The 13,946-nt window shown below is 58.2% G+C and carries 11 protein-coding genes and 1 riboswitch; of the genes, 1 reads left to right on the top strand and 10 read right to left on the bottom strand.

Annotated features, from left to right (window positions below; genetic code table 11):
* Nucleotides 1-49: 49 nt before the first annotated feature.
* Nucleotides 50-1,192: a phosphotransacetylase family protein gene (locus tag F6V30_RS06430; protein WP_151155987.1), complete on the top strand. Its 1,143-nt coding sequence runs from the start codon at nucleotides 50-52 to the stop codon at nucleotides 1,190-1,192.
* A gap of 633 nt (nucleotides 1,193-1,825) precedes the next feature.
* On the opposite strand, the gene F6V30_RS06425 is transcribed toward F6V30_RS06430, so the two are convergent.
* The 10 genes from F6V30_RS06425 to F6V30_RS06380 form a co-directional block, all read right to left on the bottom strand.
* Nucleotides 1,826-2,764 carry an REP-associated tyrosine transposase gene (locus F6V30_RS06425; RefSeq protein ID WP_151155985.1) on the bottom strand — a complete coding sequence of 313 codons (939 nt, stop codon included), beginning with the start codon at nucleotides 2,762-2,764 and terminating at the stop codon, nucleotides 1,826-1,828.
* A 208-nt stretch (nucleotides 2,765-2,972) separates the two neighbouring features.
* Nucleotides 2,973-4,061 (bottom strand): hypothetical protein, encoded by a 1,089-nt coding sequence (locus tag F6V30_RS06420; RefSeq protein WP_151155983.1) that lies wholly within the window; start codon nucleotides 4,059-4,061, stop codon nucleotides 2,973-2,975.
* Between the two features lie 605 nt (nucleotides 4,062-4,666).
* The gene (locus F6V30_RS06415; RefSeq protein WP_151155981.1) at nucleotides 4,667-5,248 is read right to left on the bottom strand and encodes a nicotinamidase; all 582 of its coding nucleotides are present in this window, start codon (nucleotides 5,246-5,248) and stop codon (nucleotides 4,667-4,669) included.
* Nucleotides 5,249-5,250: 2 nt separating this feature from the next.
* Complete coding sequence (locus tag F6V30_RS06410) at nucleotides 5,251-6,678, bottom strand: nicotinate phosphoribosyltransferase (protein ID WP_151155979.1); 1,428 nt, start codon at nucleotides 6,676-6,678, stop codon at nucleotides 5,251-5,253.
* A gap of 220 nt (nucleotides 6,679-6,898) precedes the next feature.
* Nucleotides 6,899-8,518: a methyl-accepting chemotaxis protein gene (locus F6V30_RS06405; protein ID WP_246163246.1), complete on the bottom strand. Its 1,620-nt coding sequence runs from the start codon at nucleotides 8,516-8,518 to the stop codon at nucleotides 6,899-6,901.
* A gap of 78 nt (nucleotides 8,519-8,596) precedes the next feature.
* Nucleotides 8,597-9,823, bottom strand: coding sequence for an EAL and HDOD domain-containing protein (locus F6V30_RS06400; RefSeq protein WP_151155974.1), 1,227 nt, complete (start codon nucleotides 9,821-9,823; stop codon nucleotides 8,597-8,599).
* A gap of 45 nt (nucleotides 9,824-9,868) precedes the next feature.
* Nucleotides 9,869-10,363 (bottom strand): chemotaxis protein CheW, encoded by a 495-nt coding sequence (locus tag F6V30_RS06395; RefSeq protein WP_151155972.1) that lies wholly within the window; start codon nucleotides 10,361-10,363, stop codon nucleotides 9,869-9,871.
* Nucleotides 10,364-10,481: 118 nt separating this feature from the next.
* Nucleotides 10,482-10,561: riboswitch (cyclic di-GMP riboswitch) on the bottom strand.
* Nucleotides 10,562-10,685: 124 nt separating this feature from the next.
* Nucleotides 10,686-10,889, bottom strand: a complete 204-nt coding sequence (locus F6V30_RS06390) for a SlyX family protein (protein ID WP_149306775.1) — start codon at nucleotides 10,887-10,889, stop codon at nucleotides 10,686-10,688.
* Between the two features lie 221 nt (nucleotides 10,890-11,110).
* Nucleotides 11,111-13,228, bottom strand: coding sequence for a 5-histidylcysteine sulfoxide synthase (gene ovoA / locus F6V30_RS06385; protein WP_151155970.1), 2,118 nt, complete (start codon nucleotides 13,226-13,228; stop codon nucleotides 11,111-11,113).
* Between the two features lie 284 nt (nucleotides 13,229-13,512).
* Nucleotides 13,513-13,944, bottom strand: coding sequence for an archease (locus F6V30_RS06380; RefSeq protein ID WP_151155968.1), 432 nt, complete (start codon nucleotides 13,942-13,944; stop codon nucleotides 13,513-13,515).
* Nucleotides 13,945-13,946: the final 2 nt, after the last annotated feature.

Raw genomic sequence — 13,946 nt, 5'->3', positions numbered from 1 at the left:
TACTAAGCGCGTTACCCGTATGTCTTGTACGTTCAGGGAGTATTCGGCCATGTGCAAAAAACTCTTCATCGCCGCCACCGGCCAGAACTGCGGTAAAACCACCATCAGCCTGTCGCTGATGCATCTGGCGCGGCAGCGGTATGAACGGGTCGGCTATATCAAGCCGCTGGGTCCCAAATGCTTTGAGTTCGACGGCGTCATCGTGGACAAGGACGCGGCCCTGATGGCCCAGGTCTTTGGCCTGGAGCACGAGATCGCCCTCATGTCGCCATTGGTTATCGGCAAAGGCGCCACCAAGAAATTTGTGGACGGCGAGCTGTCCCGCGAGTGGGCCATGGAGAAGGTTGCCACGGCCTGCCGGGAGCTGGAATCACGCTACGATCTGCTCCTGATCGAGGGGGCGGGCCACGGCGGCGTCGGCTCGGTTATCGGCCTCAACAACGCCGACATGGCCAAGCTGCTGGATGCGCCGGTCGTGATGGTGGCGGGGGGGGGCATCGGCAACGTTATCGATTCCGTGCGGCTCAATCTGGCGTTGTATGAGCAGGAGGGCGTAGATGTACGCATGCTGCTGGTCAACAAACTGCTGGCGGAAAAGCGCGCATCGTCCCTGTCCTACCTGGAGCGTTATTTCGAGAGCAAACAGATCCGGGTCTGCGGGGCCTTCGATTACTCGCCGGTCCTGGCCGACCCGACGCTGCAAAATGTCGCCAAATTGCTCGAACGGCCGTTGATGGGGGACCAGAACAAGAAAATGCGCATCATCCATCACTTCCAGTTGGGTGCCGCCTCCTCCCAGAAGGTCATCGACAACCTGCGGGAATCGACCATGCTGATTTCCACGAGTTCCCGTGACGAACTCCTGGTCACCCTCTCGTCGCTGTACAACATCCCTTCGTTTCACAAACTGATCGCCGGGATGGTCATCCCCGGGCATGCGCCGGTGTCGGCCATCACCCAGCGGATCATCGACGACAGCGGCATCCCCTATATCCGCATCGAGCAGACCACGGCCGAGGCTTTCACTGCGCTGAGCGGCCACGTGTCCAAGATCTCGGCCGAAGACACCGAAAAAATCTCATTGATAACCGGACAAGCCGAGCAGGCTATCGACTTCGACGCCATAGAAACGCTTTTCGAGAGCGGCGCGCCGCCGGCAATCGACAAGATGCCCCTTGCCCGGGCGGCGTGAGGATATACCCTTTAATTGAGAAAGGCGGCCAAGCGGTCGCCTTTTTTATTTAGGCTCTTGAGTGGTACTCAAACGGTTTTCCAGCGACCAGGAAAACCGCTTTGAAGTTCTGAACATAACCTCGCTTATTTTCGAGGAGGCCTGCCGCCTGCTTGCAACTCACTCCCGCAAGTTGTCGCTACGGACCCCCGACAGTCTTCAGGCTGCCGTATATGTAACATATTGCGAAATTGAACAAGACCGCTTTGTGTGCGCCGACCGAAAGCTCGCCGAAGTATTATCCCTTGAAGGCGCTGACGTGTTGCTGGTCGGACAATGATAGGGAAGCAATAAAGGTTTCTGTTTTCTCAAAAAGTAGCCTGTCCCCTTTTTGCCTTTGATCCTCATTTCCTACACAGTTAGGCTGGCATGCGTTAATTTTAATTGGGTTACTCGACCTTTCATGGTCGCACCATTTTATTCTCCTTTGATCGGCAGAGTTCCTCTTCTATCAAAGAAAAATGTTGAATGTAGGCCTGCCCTTTCAGGGTCTTACCTCGGTTGACAGCAGCGTATTTTAATGAGTGTCTCCCCATACCCCCCGCCTGGCCCGGGCGGCGTGAGGAAACTAACATGGGGTCAGGTCTCCAAAACTCAAATTTCAAGGATTAACTTCACACGTTCAACATCTTCTGACAATTTTTTGTCCACTTCCATTTTTCTTGCCAGCAGGCGGTGCGCTTCTGATATCGCAGTTTCCCCTACGCCGAACTGCTCGCCAATTTTACGTAACTTCTTGCCGCTATACTTATGGCAAAGATACATTCCCACCTGTCGGGCCAGTTTTGTGTTCTCGCCTATTATTGCTGCTGCGGCCTCGATTATTTCCGCCGGTTCGGGAGAGGCCTTTAGTCGCCGGATTTCCGGGACTGACCTGTCCACATCCTTTCCCGCAAGGTGAGCTGCCGTAATCTTTTCCAGGAAACCGGGCGTGCCTAACACGGTGGTTCCAGATACGCTCCTGGCCGGGTTATCGTATTCTTTCCCAAGCAGACTTTCGACAAATCCGCGATATTTCTTCTTTGATTCCGCTTCACGTTTTCCAAAATATTCAAGTATCACCTTCGTCTGAAGCCACGCGGGCGCGGAAGCTTGGCCCGTATAGCACTGGTAGCTTGACCACCGATATTCTTCCGGGCGCGCTACCATCCCGACTCTCACCGGGTTCAGATGTATGTAGCGGCTCAGTTCTTGGGCGTATTCATCAAATTCCACGAGCAATGCCTTGTACCTCCCCTGAAACAGATGCCCGGCCCGTTTTCGTTTGGTGTTGAAATAGGTGGTGTACGCTCCGTTTATGTGATGCATGATCTGGGACAGGTTCCCTGCCGGTGTCTCCAATAACAAGTGGTAGTGGTTACTCATCAGGCAATAGGTATGGATTATCGCCCCATAGCGTTCTACCGATGATTCCAGGTAGTCCAGGAACTTTTCACGATCCCTCTGGCTTTTGAAAATATCCTTACGCTCGTTGCCTCTCGATGTGACATGGTAGAATGCTCCCGGATACTCAATTCGCAAAGATCGCGCCATGGCAATCCCCTTTGGCTGATAAATTTATTTACCAGATCAAAGCATACCATCATATTTGAATTTTGGAGACCTGACCCCTTGTAAGCTCCCTTTTCAATTCATAGCTTCCCACATGTCAAAATAATTCTTAGCATTGGATCGGTGGAGAGCGTAGAAGCTGAGCGACGCGAAGTATAACTGCCACGATTGGTTGGCTTTCACTTATCGTTCAATTCTCCAAAGCTTGGCCCTCTCCGCCCCGAAGATTTTCCACCAGATTCTCGTCCATACTGCTGGATGTTTTTCGCACTCTAGAAACTGCACTTGAGCAGCCCCACCCTTGGTCGAATTCCCACATATAGAAATCTGTAATTCGCTTATAGCAACGGACAACCGACTCCTGTAAATCATCGATCATTCGGGCAGCATCTATGTCCTTTAAAGTAATATCAATAGTTGCTTGATGGATAATTAGGTGCCTCCGTTTTACCATTCTTTCGAGGCTATCGAAAAGCGACTCTTTTCTCCTGCGGTAAGGTTTCCTGAGCACACCAGCTAAATCGAGTTTAGGCTCTAAGCTCTTAAAGTGCTGGCAAATTGAATTAATATTTTGGAATGAAAGGGATTCTGCAGTGGCGTCCTCTACACTTAATTGTCTATCAGATATCAGGGTGAGGTGCTCTGAAGAGAACCGATTTCCTTTAAAGAAAGTTTCTTTCTTTTCAGATGATTTCAATATAGAAATAAATGTAGATTTAAAATAATCTTCGAGAACGCTAGTCATAAATGGCAAAAGTAGATTATTTGAAAGTACTCTCGGGCTATAGGCTTGTAGAAATTCTAGCTCATTATACTTAATTCTGTCTGATGTAAATGATCGCTCATCAATATATCTCATGGCTTTAATAATATTGCTACCAAATCGTTGGAATGCGCGATGACAGCCTGATTGAGCTTGTGTTGGTGGTGTTCCCTCAACATGTTCATACCTATTAGCTCCAGCATCAGTGCTAAATATACCTCCGAAATAGCTTCTTATGCGTCGTATCGTTTCATTCTGGTGCGCAAGGTCCCAGTAACTCCGTGCAATTCTCGATCTTGTTTGGACAGATACTTCACCTTGTTCAGTTCTATATATCGAAAGCTCTATGCCAGTATATGAACGGTACTCTTCTTCTTCGAACCAGTAATAATGAGCAATTTCACCAGGTATTTTGTAGGCGATCTTAATTTTTTTGTAACCTAACAACTCAACTAGATCTTGCAAGTTTCGTATTTTGGTGTCTGCTGGCAAAATATTTTCAGAGCAATAACTCATTTGTTCCTCTCTCAGAAGCAGCTGTAGTACTGTGGCCAACGTCTCAAGGCGCCAGCGACGGAGCGTCAGCGGAGACCGCTGTCGCCGCGTGTTGGCTGCTAAGATCAGCGACTAATAATCCACTCCTGAAATTCAGGGCCATCAATGTTGGTACCAACCCCAAAGTGAAAATCTCTGTCTTTTGAAACTAACAGGGGGTCAGGTCTCCAAAACTCAAATTTTAAGGGACACCCTCTAAGGGGCAGTTCAACATTCTACATATTTTCAACCTACCCTTTAACACCGCCGATCTCTGTGCACTTTCTCTTGCCCTTCTACACCCCGCAAACTCAAATTTCAATGTAAAATCAAAATGTTAATAAAATTAACATAAAACGTTCCCGCCCTCAACCTTCTGTTTTCACATAAAAAAAAAAGGCCCCAAAACCTGCTTGGGAGCCTTTTACTGTATCATTTTGATACAGAAAAAATTGTATCAGTGAGGACACTTACTTACAAAAAACAACGGGACTGTGACCAGAACAAAGCTACTGTTTGTCTTCCCCCTTTGCCAAAGGGGGGAACCGGCGCCAACCTGTTCTTTGGGGTATAGTCATCCTGGGGCACTATATCCCGTCAACCGTGGCAAAGCGCACCCCGGCTTCCGCCATCTCCTCCAGGGCACGGGCCGAGTCCCCCGGTTGCAGCTCCACCCCTGCCACGCAATCCGTCAATACCGTCACCGTGAGGCCCGCCCGTACGGCATCCAGGGCCGACGAACGCACGCAGTAGTCGGTGGCCAGGCCGCCGACGTAGAGATGGCCCACTCCCAGAGCGGCAAGGCATGCCCCCAGGGTGGCCCCGTCTTCGCGGATCCCCTCGAAGGCCGAATAGCTGTCGCTATCGGGTGCGGTCCCCTTGGAGATAACCGTCGTGCCCGGCGGCAGGCTCAGAGCGGGGTGAAAATCGGCCCCCCGGCTCCCCTGCACGCAGTGCGGCGGCCACATCCCGCCGTACTCCTTGAAATGCCTCGTCACGGCAGGGTGCCAATCGCGGCTGGCAAATACCGGCAGCCCTGCCCCCCTGAACCGTTCCGCGGCCCGGCTGAGCGGCACCGCCACCCCGTCGCCGTCCGGCACGGCAAGCGCCCCGCCGGGGCAGAAATCGTTCTGCACATCCACGATTAACAGCGCACTGCCCCGTTCCATGGCTATGCCCCCTTTTTGCCGACTTCGCTGATCAGCCGGCAGCGCAACTCATTCAGGCGGGGAGACACCGAGACCTTGTAGCGGTGGGGGTTGATAAAACGCTGGCACCCCTGGGGGAGCAGGGCCAGTTCGCGCCGACACCGGGCGGTCATGGCACCGAGCGGCTCCACGGCAACCGTGCGGCGCCCTTCTTCCATGGCCACCTGCCGCAAATCGGACAGCCGGGCACCCTCGGGAAGGATCTTGTGCTGCAGCGGGTTGGTCGGGTCATAGACCGTTTCGCCCGGTTGCAGGTCATCCTCCGCCAGGCAGATCACGTCCTGAATGAAAGCTCCGTCCGGGCCGGTTGCCCGCAGGAGGCGTTTCTTCCCCGGCAGGGTCGCCTTGGCCATGTCGCTGGTTACCTTCAGCTTGGGTTGCCCATCAACCCGGACCAGCTTGTAGACCCCGCCCAGTGAAACGCCACCCGCCCCGGAGCAGGTTGCCAGCTTGGTGCCCACCCCGTAGACATCTATCCGCCCCCCCTCGTTACGTATGGACTCGATCACATACTCGTCCAGCTCGTTGGATGCCACGATGAGCGCATCCGGAAAGCCGGCTTCGTCCAGCATGCGCCTCGCCTCGCGGGACAGGTAGGCCAGGTCGCCGGAATCGATGCGGATGCCCCGCAGCTCATGGCCCTGCTCCCGCAATTCCCGCGCAACGATGATGGCGTTGGGCATGCCGCTTCCCAGGGTATCGTAGGTGTCGACCAAGAGGATGGTGGCGTCGGGGAAGACCTTGGCATAGGCGCGGAAAGCGGTCAGTTCGTCGGGGAAGGCCTGAATCCAGCTATGGGCATGGGTCCCCCGCACCGGCAGGCCGAAAGCCATGCCGGCCAGGACGTTGCTCGTGCTGCCGGCTCCGCCCACACAGGCGGCCCGGGACGCGGAAAGCCCGCCGTCAGGCCCCTGGGCGCGCCGCAGGCCGAACTCGATCACCTCGGCCCCACCGGCAACATGGCAGATGCGCGCCGCCTTGGTCGCCACCAGGGTCTGAAAGCTGATGATGGTAAGGAACGCCGTTTCCACAAGCTGGGCCTCTGCCAGAGTCCCCTCCACCGTCAGAATCGGTTCGTTGGCAAAGACCAGCGTCCCCTCCGGCGGCGCGGTCACCCGGCCGCGAAAACGGAAGTCGCGCAGGAAATCGATAAAGCGGGGGGAGAACAGGCCGAGTCCCGCCAGATAGGCCAGCTCCTCTTCCGAAAAACGCAAACCTTCCAGAAACTCCAGGGCCGGCTCCAGACCGGCAAATACGGCATAGCCCCCCTCAAAGGGATTGGCGCGGAAGAACAGGTCGAACACGGCCTGTTTGTCCGCCATCCCCTCATCCAGATAGCCGGCCAGCATGGTCAGTTCGTACAGATCGGTCAAAAGAGGTGAATAGCGCATAATGCTTCTCCTGGGATGCAGCAGTAATAATCGCCGGGCCCTCCGGTAAAGTATACCATGGCGTCGCCGGCGACCGGCAGCCATAACGCAAAAGGGAGATGCGGAAAGAATCCCGCAACCCCCTTTGGCCGTATCGTGCAAACGTACAGGTTTTTTATTGCCGCGTCAAGAGCGCCCGAGCATGCCCGGGACGTTTTCCGGCCGGCAAGCGCTGGCCGACTTACGTCACTTTGAACTGGCTGACCATGCGTTGCAACTCCTCCGACATGGCCGACAGGCTCTTGGCTGCTTCCGCCGTTTCACCCGCGCCGCGCGAGGTCCTTTGCACGACGGTGGTTATCTGCATCATGTTGCTGCTGATCTCGCCGGTCGTAGCGGTCTGTTCTTCGGCGGCGGTGGCTATCTGGTTCGCCTGCTGGGTGACGGCGTTGATCTGCTCCAGAATATCCTCAAGCGCCCTCCCCGAGCGGCCGGCCTCCTGGGTTCCCCGCTCGACCTCGCTGTTGCCCTCTTCCATGGCGGAGACGGCGCTTCTGGTTTCGCTTTGGATGGACTTGATCATGTCCGAGATCTCTTTGGTTGCGCGCGTCGTCCGTTCGGCGAGTGCCCGGACTTCGTCGGCGACAACGGCAAAACCGCGTCCCTGCTCACCGGCACGGGCCGCTTCGATGGCGGCGTTCAAGGCCAGAAGATTCGTCTGATCGGCGATATCTTCGATGGTCCCGACGATGGCGCCGATCTGGTCCGAGCGTGCGCCAAGCGACTCGACGGTCTTTGCCGCACTCTTGACGCGCTCCGCTATCGAGCCCATAACGGCAACCGTCGCCTGCACCACGCCGGAGCCTTCCACGGCGGCATCGTTGGCGCGCTGGGCGCTCTCGGCCGCCATATGGCAATTCTGGGCGATGTCGTTGGAGGTCGCGGCCATCTCCTCGCCGGCGGTCGCAACGGTGCTGGCCTGGGCGACGACCTCCTCGGAACCTTCCGCCATCAGGTGCGCCGTGCTCATGAGTTGCGTTGAGGCCGAAGCGACCTTGCCGGCATCGGTGATGAGCTGCAGCATGATATTCTGAAACCTGCCGACGAAGTCGTTAAAATGGGCGCACAGCTGCCCCAGTTCATCCCTGCTCCCGTACGCGACGCGACGGGTCAGGTCTCCGTCGGCAATATGGGTAATGGAACCCACGATCTCGCCCAGAGGCCGTTTGATGCTGCGGGTGATGGCCAAGGCGGTCAGGATGCTCAGGACAAGGGACGCCAGTCCAAGGCCGTAGATCACCTCCATGGCCGTTTTACCGGCATCTTTGGCGCTCGCCACCCGCAGGTTGACCCGTTTTTCGTAAAAATCCAGCAAGGCGTCGGCGGCCTGGGTCGTCCGCCCGATCGCCGCTTCTCCCTCGCTGTGCATCAGGGACTTGAACAGGGTGCCGTCGCCGGCCAGGGCCGCATCGGTGAGTCTTTTATTAACCTCATCCCCGGCAATAGCGACATTTTTAAGTTTTTCAACCAGCTTTTTGCCTTCGGGTGTCTTGGTGTTTTTCTCAACAAAGGCGACATTGTCGCGATATGTTTTCCGGTATTCCACGATGCGGGCGGTCAACTTTTCCCGGTCCGCGGGGGTGTCGGCCAGGATCAGCCCCTTGATGGATTCGTCGATGTTTTTGAGGTTCATCTGCGCTTTTGCGACCCTGGCGCTCAGGTCGCTGACGCGATTGACGTTTTCCAACTGGTCGCCACTCGTGTAGAGACCGTTGACCGCCGTGGCGATCACGATGACCAGCAAGAGCGAAACGATAGAAAATCCCGCCAGCAGGCGGGTTCCGATGGTCAGATTTTTCATTGCTACCTCCAGGAATATGGCTTCAGCGCCAATAACAATGCAATGCTCTTTTCTGCTTGCCGGCATGGCGCGAGGGTGTCACGCCGCCCCCAAATGCCAATTGAAGGCCTTTCTCTGGCAGTCCAGCACCGACAGGAGCGGAATTCCCAGCACCTCGAAGCATTCGGCGGCCTCGCCGAAGGCGTTCTCCTCAAGCATTTTTGCCAGGGAGAGCAGGACGCTCATCTCACCCTTGCGGTCCGATAACGCGTTGCGGATGTCGTCGGAAAGCCCCAGGCTGGTCACCACTTCGTCCATGGGAATCTCGTACACATCCTTCAGCACCGAGAGGATGCCGACCATGAACGCTTCGTCGGGAGCGCACATGTCGATGCGCGGCGGCGTGCGGGCCAGCTCTTCCATGAAGGTGGCCCGGGCCACCGCCAGGTGCATGATCGGGTTGTCGGCGCCCTGGCGGCCGTCACCGGCGAAGAGGGCTATCTGCACCCAGCGTTTGAGTTGCTGCCGTCCGATGATGGTGAGGGCGTGGCGAATGGTGCGGATCTTCTCGTGCAGGCCGACGGAGACGGAGTTGACCAGCATGAGGAGCTTGTAGACCAGGGCCGGGTTTTCCTTGAAGGTGGCCTCGATCTCATCGGTCTCGGCGCCGGTGGCCAGTTGCTGCATGAGGGTGAGGAAGCCGGAGAGGGCGTTTGCCACCCGCTGTTTCTGGATCAGGCTGGGACGGGCGAAGAAATACCCCTGGAACAGTTCCATGCCCAGGCTGCGGCAGCGCAGGAAGACGCCGCGGGTTTCGACCTTTTCGGCCAGCAGTTTGACCGGGTAGCGCCGCAGGCGTTCCACCATGGCGGGGAGGTCGGTGAGGGGGGTCTTCACCAGGTCGATCTTGACGATGTCCACCAGGCCGGCGTAGAGGGGCTCGAAGGCGGGGCTGTATTCGTGGTCGTCCAGGACCAGCCGGTAGCCCCGGGATTTGAGCGCCCGGCACCGTTTGACGATTTCGGGGTGGGGTTCGACGTTTTCCAGCAGTTCCAGTCCGATCCGCTCGGGGGGCAGAAGTTCGATGACGTCGCTCATGAGGAGCTCGGTGTCTACGTTGACAAAACCGTGCTGCCGGCCCAGGAGCGTTTCGATGCCCATGGCGGAGAGGGTGGCGACGATTACCTGGGAGCTGGCCCGCAGCGGGCTCGAGAACCGGGCGGACGTGACCGAGTCCGGCGATCTGAAGAGCAGCTCGAAGGCCGCGATCTCTTCCCGTCCGTTCAGGATCGGCTGTCGGCCGATCAGATATGCTTCATCGTGCATTGCTTTCCTCTGTCTGGTTGTGGGCGCCCACGGGGGCAGTCATGGTCAGCACTCGCCCAGGTACTCCCGTTCGGTCCGGGAGAGCATTTTGTCCGGGTCGAGCAGGATGAGCATGCGGTCGGCCCGGTTGACGACGCCGACGATGAATTCCTGTTCGAGGCCGCCGCTGGTCATGCTGGGGGGCGGCTGGATCTCGCTGCCGGTGATGCGGATCACCTCCGCTACCGAGTCGACGATGAAGCCGGTCAGGGACCCGGCGATATCGATGACGATGATGCGGGTCTGGCTGTCGCTGGCCGTCTCGGCCAGGCCGAACCGCTTGCGCATGGACATGATCGGGATGACCTTGCCCCGCAGGTTGATGACCCCCTCCACGTAGGGCGGGGTGTTGGGCATGTGGGTGATGGTGGTCATGCGGATGATCTCCCGCACCTTCAGGACCTCGACCCCGTATTCCTCGTTGCAGATGTTGAAGCTGACCAGTTGGGCCAGCTCACTCGACCCGCCAGCCCCCGTTATCGGTACCAGTGCGTTCGACATTGACTCTCCTTTCGGCGCTCCGCGCCCAATCCGCAGACAGTGATAACGATCATGGTACAAAAAAGGCCCAACCTTTTACGCAAAGGTGGGCCTTGTCACAATGGTCGTATTGTGTCACTTCGGCGGCCCCTCTATCCAGCCGGCACTGGACAGGTAGCTTTGCGTCGCCAGGTTACCCTGGTTTTGCCTCTTCGATGAGATCGATTAACGATTAAAAATACACTAGTAAAAATACGAAAGCAAAATTGTATACCACGAATCCATGGTCAAAACAAATTATAAATGCTTTATTAATAAACCAATCAGGTGCATACCTAGTCCCTCAGTAATGGGGCGGCGGCTCCTCCTCGTCGGCGCTGCGGTTGATGGAAGGCGCCAGCAGGCGGAGCTGCTCGCGAATCAGGCTCTGCTCCCGCACCAGCCGTTCAATGGTCATTTCCTGGCGGCAGACGGTGTCGTTCAATTCCTGGATGGTGTGTTCCTGCTGCATGAAACGCAATTCCAGTTCGGTAATCCGTTCGTTCATGGTTCCCTCCATAGTAGACTGTGAAAAACCGGGGTTTTCAAAAAATAGCCAGCTCGCCGCACCCGCGAGACAAGCCCCGAGGAGGCAGCCCTCTCTCTATCTCTCCCCCAGAGGGGGAGAGCATGCCGTGCCCTCTCCCTCCGGGAGAGGGATTGGGTGAGGGACCGCAGCGCGACGCCGCACGAAAGGGCTTTCGAGGACGAAGGTCTGACGGCTGTTTTTCAACGCCCCCCTTTCAACTCCCATACGGTCATCTCGGCAACGGTGTGCTGGAACTTGCGCCGGGTCTCGCGAATCACGAAGGGGATGTCGCGCGGTTCGCCCAGCATGCGGAAACGGGGGGCCAGGGCGTTCTCCAGCCCCTCCAGCGAGGTCACGTTCTCGCCCGCATCCTTGTACCCCCCGAGCCACTCTTCTTTTTTGGTGAACTCCTCCAGCCAGGTGTAGGGAGAGGTGATCACCAGCACCCCGCCCGGGTTGATGCGTTCGTGGATGGTGGAGAGGAAACGGCGGGGCGAGTAGAGCCGGTCGATCAGGTTGGCCGCCAGCACCAGGTCGTAGCCGGTGAATTTTTCCGGCAGGTTGCAGGCGTCGGCCTGAGAAAACTCCACCCGGTCGCGCCCCCCCTCCAATCCCAGGTCGGCCAGGCCGACCTCGTGGAAGGAGAGGATTTCCCCCTCCTCGGGGAAGGCGTAGCGCAGGTAGCCCTCCTCCTGCATGCGGGCCGCCAGGCGGAAGAAGCGGGTGGAGAAATCCAGCCCGGTCACCTTTTGAAAACCGCCCCGGGCCAGTTCGAAAGAGGCCCGCCCCAGGGCGCACCCCAGGTCCAGGGCCCGGCCCTTGGAGCGTCCCGCCATCGCCTCCAGGCAGAACTGTGCGCAGGTCGCCGGAAAGTTGGCCACGCCGAAGTGCTCCTCCCCGTAGTGGGCGTCGCAATACTGGGCCGTCAGGGTGTCGGTCTCGTACTGGTCCTGATGCACCTCCACCGGCGCCGTGCTCTCCACGTAACGGAACCCGGCGTGCTGGAAGAAATGCCGGCGGAAGGCATAGCGCGAATCCCGCGTCGCCTCGTTGCCGGTGGAAATCCACGAGCCGCCCTTTATCAGGTTGTGGCGGGTATCGAAGGTCGGGGTTGAGAAATCGTCGTACCACGGATGAATCCGGAAACCGTGGAAGGGGTAGATGGGGGTCTCGGTCCACTGCCACACATTGCCCACCACGTCGAAGAAATCGCCGGAACGGAAACGGTCCACGGGGCAGGACGACGACCAGTACTCCAGGTTGATGTTGCCCGGCGCCTTCTCCCACCAGGGCTGGTCCGGGATGGCGCACACGTCCCGGAGCCGGTTCCATTCGTCCTCGGTCGGCAGGCGGATGGGGAGCCCGGCAGCGGCCGCCTTCCAGGCGCAGAAAGCCTTGGCCTCCAGACAGTTGACCTCCACCGGCCAGTTCCAGGGGAGATCGATCTCCTGGGCCATGGTGCGCAGCTTCCAGCCGCCATCGCTCTTGATCCAGAAGAGCGGATGCCCGGCCTGTCTGAACTCCCGCCAGTTCCACCCCTCCTCGGTCCACCACTGCCGCTCCCCGTACCCTCCGGCCTGGACAAAGGCCAGGAACTCCCGATTGGACACCAGGCATTGGGAGGCCTTGAACCCGGCTACCGTGGCCTCGTGGTGGCCGTATTCGTTGTCCCAGCCGTAGAGCGGATGATCCGCGGCCTTGCCCAGGACCACCGGGCCACCCGCGACCTGAAGCAGCCGGTTTTCCGGCGGTTCCCCCGCCTCGGTGCAGATCGCCCAGAAGGGAAGCTGCACCACCTGGTCGATGGGCAGTTGACGGATCAGCACCGACGAAGTTTCCAGGTGGATACGCTCGTGTTCGATGCCCATCATGACGGCCCAGAACGGATCGTCCCAGGTAATGGGCAGTTTGAGCGGCAGGCGGCGGATCAGGCCGTCCACCCGTTCCCGGACCTTGTCGCGGTATTCCTTGACCTCCTGGCGGGTCGGCCAGTCGTAGTGGGTGGCATCCAGGTCGTCCCAGGACATCTCATCCACACCCACGGCGAACAGGGACTCGAAGCGGGGGTTGATGCGGCTGTCGATCGCCTTGGCGATGGTCAGCTTGTTGATGAAGAAGGTTGCGGTATGGCCGAAGTAGAAGATCAGCGGGTGCCGCAGCCGGTCGGGCCGCAGGTAAAAGGTGTCGTCGTGCCGGAGCGTCTCGTAGAGTTTCTCGTCGATGTCGAACGTTCTATGGAAATAATCCAGGATCTCGGCCCGTTTCTGTTCCGGGTCCCCCTCGTTGAGGATGGTGGTGCGGGTATCCTTCAGGTCCATGGCATATCCTCTCTGTCCGTAACGGGAGATAACTTAGTGTAGAGAGCAGTATACCCCAACGGCGACGGGCGGCAAGCGATGCGGCTTCTTTAACTCTAACTGAATACGTGACGCCGGAATGCCGTAGTGTCCGGAAGAGCCGGAGCCCGCACGCCGCCGTGTCGCAACAACTCACTCACGAGGCCCGTACTCCGTCTGATCGTCGCAAGCTCTTAAAACGCAGGGGCAGAGGCCTTCCGGACCAGCGGAGGCATGGCGGCGTCACGTATTCAGGCCTAGTACCTTTATACGTCCAGCACCACCACGGCGCGCCACACGCCGGCCTCGCAGGCGACCCGCAGACGGTGCAGGGTGACCGCCTTGACGTCCACCACCAGGGGATGCCGCTGCCGGTCGATCCCCTCGCCCCGCAGGACCGCATCCAGCCGGAAGCGTCCCCCTTCCTCCGCGATCCGCACCTTCTCCGGGTGCAACAGCAGCCGCCGGGCATCCTTGAGAAAGACCAGTTCCTGCAGGAAGGAGAAGAGCAGCAGGTCCAGGTCCGCGTCATCCACCGTGACGGCCTGTTCTTCCCGGCGTTCCACCACCTTGGGGTCATGGACCATGGTGCGCAGCAGGGCATCCGCGCCGGCCGCAAACAACTCTTCCCGTGTTGCCCCCCACGCCTCGAAGGCCACGTCGGCCGTGGCGATGTCGTCCAGGAACCGGTAGGGCATGG

The sequence above is a fragment of the Oryzomonas sagensis genome (genome assembly GCF_008802355.1).
Classification (GTDB): domain Bacteria; phylum Desulfobacterota; class Desulfuromonadia; order Geobacterales; family Pseudopelobacteraceae; genus Oryzomonas; species Oryzomonas sagensis.
Note: the sequence above shows the minus strand (reverse complement) of the source record. Positions and strands in the feature narration are given on the sequence as shown.

What these genes read in the sequence shown, in the direction of transcription:
- F6V30_RS06430 (WP_151155987.1), top strand. Translation starts at nt 50, where the DNA reads ATGTGCAAAAAACTCTTCATCGCCGCCACCGGCCAGAACTGCGGTAAA.
- F6V30_RS06425 (WP_151155985.1), bottom strand. Translation starts at nt 2,764, where the DNA reads ATGGCGCGATCTTTGCGAATTGAGTATCCGGGAGCATTCTACCATGTC.
- F6V30_RS06420 (WP_151155983.1), bottom strand. Translation starts at nt 4,061, where the DNA reads ATGAGTTATTGCTCTGAAAATATTTTGCCAGCAGACACCAAAATACGA.
- F6V30_RS06415 (WP_151155981.1), bottom strand. Translation starts at nt 5,248, where the DNA reads ATGGAACGGGGCAGTGCGCTGTTAATCGTGGATGTGCAGAACGATTTC.
- F6V30_RS06410 (WP_151155979.1), bottom strand. Translation starts at nt 6,678, where the DNA reads ATGCGCTATTCACCTCTTTTGACCGATCTGTACGAACTGACCATGCTG.
- F6V30_RS06405 (WP_246163246.1), bottom strand. Translation starts at nt 8,518, where the DNA reads ATGAAAAATCTGACCATCGGAACCCGCCTGCTGGCGGGATTTTCTATC.
- F6V30_RS06400 (WP_151155974.1), bottom strand. Translation starts at nt 9,823, where the DNA reads ATGCACGATGAAGCATATCTGATCGGCCGACAGCCGATCCTGAACGGA.
- F6V30_RS06395 (WP_151155972.1), bottom strand. Translation starts at nt 10,363, where the DNA reads ATGTCGAACGCACTGGTACCGATAACGGGGGCTGGCGGGTCGAGTGAG.
- F6V30_RS06390 (WP_149306775.1), bottom strand. Translation starts at nt 10,889, where the DNA reads ATGAACGAACGGATTACCGAACTGGAATTGCGTTTCATGCAGCAGGAA.
- ovoA (WP_151155970.1), bottom strand. Translation starts at nt 13,228, where the DNA reads ATGGACCTGAAGGATACCCGCACCACCATCCTCAACGAGGGGGACCCG.
- F6V30_RS06380 (WP_151155968.1), bottom strand. Translation starts at nt 13,944, where the DNA reads ATGCCCTACCGGTTCCTGGACGACATCGCCACGGCCGACGTGGCCTTC.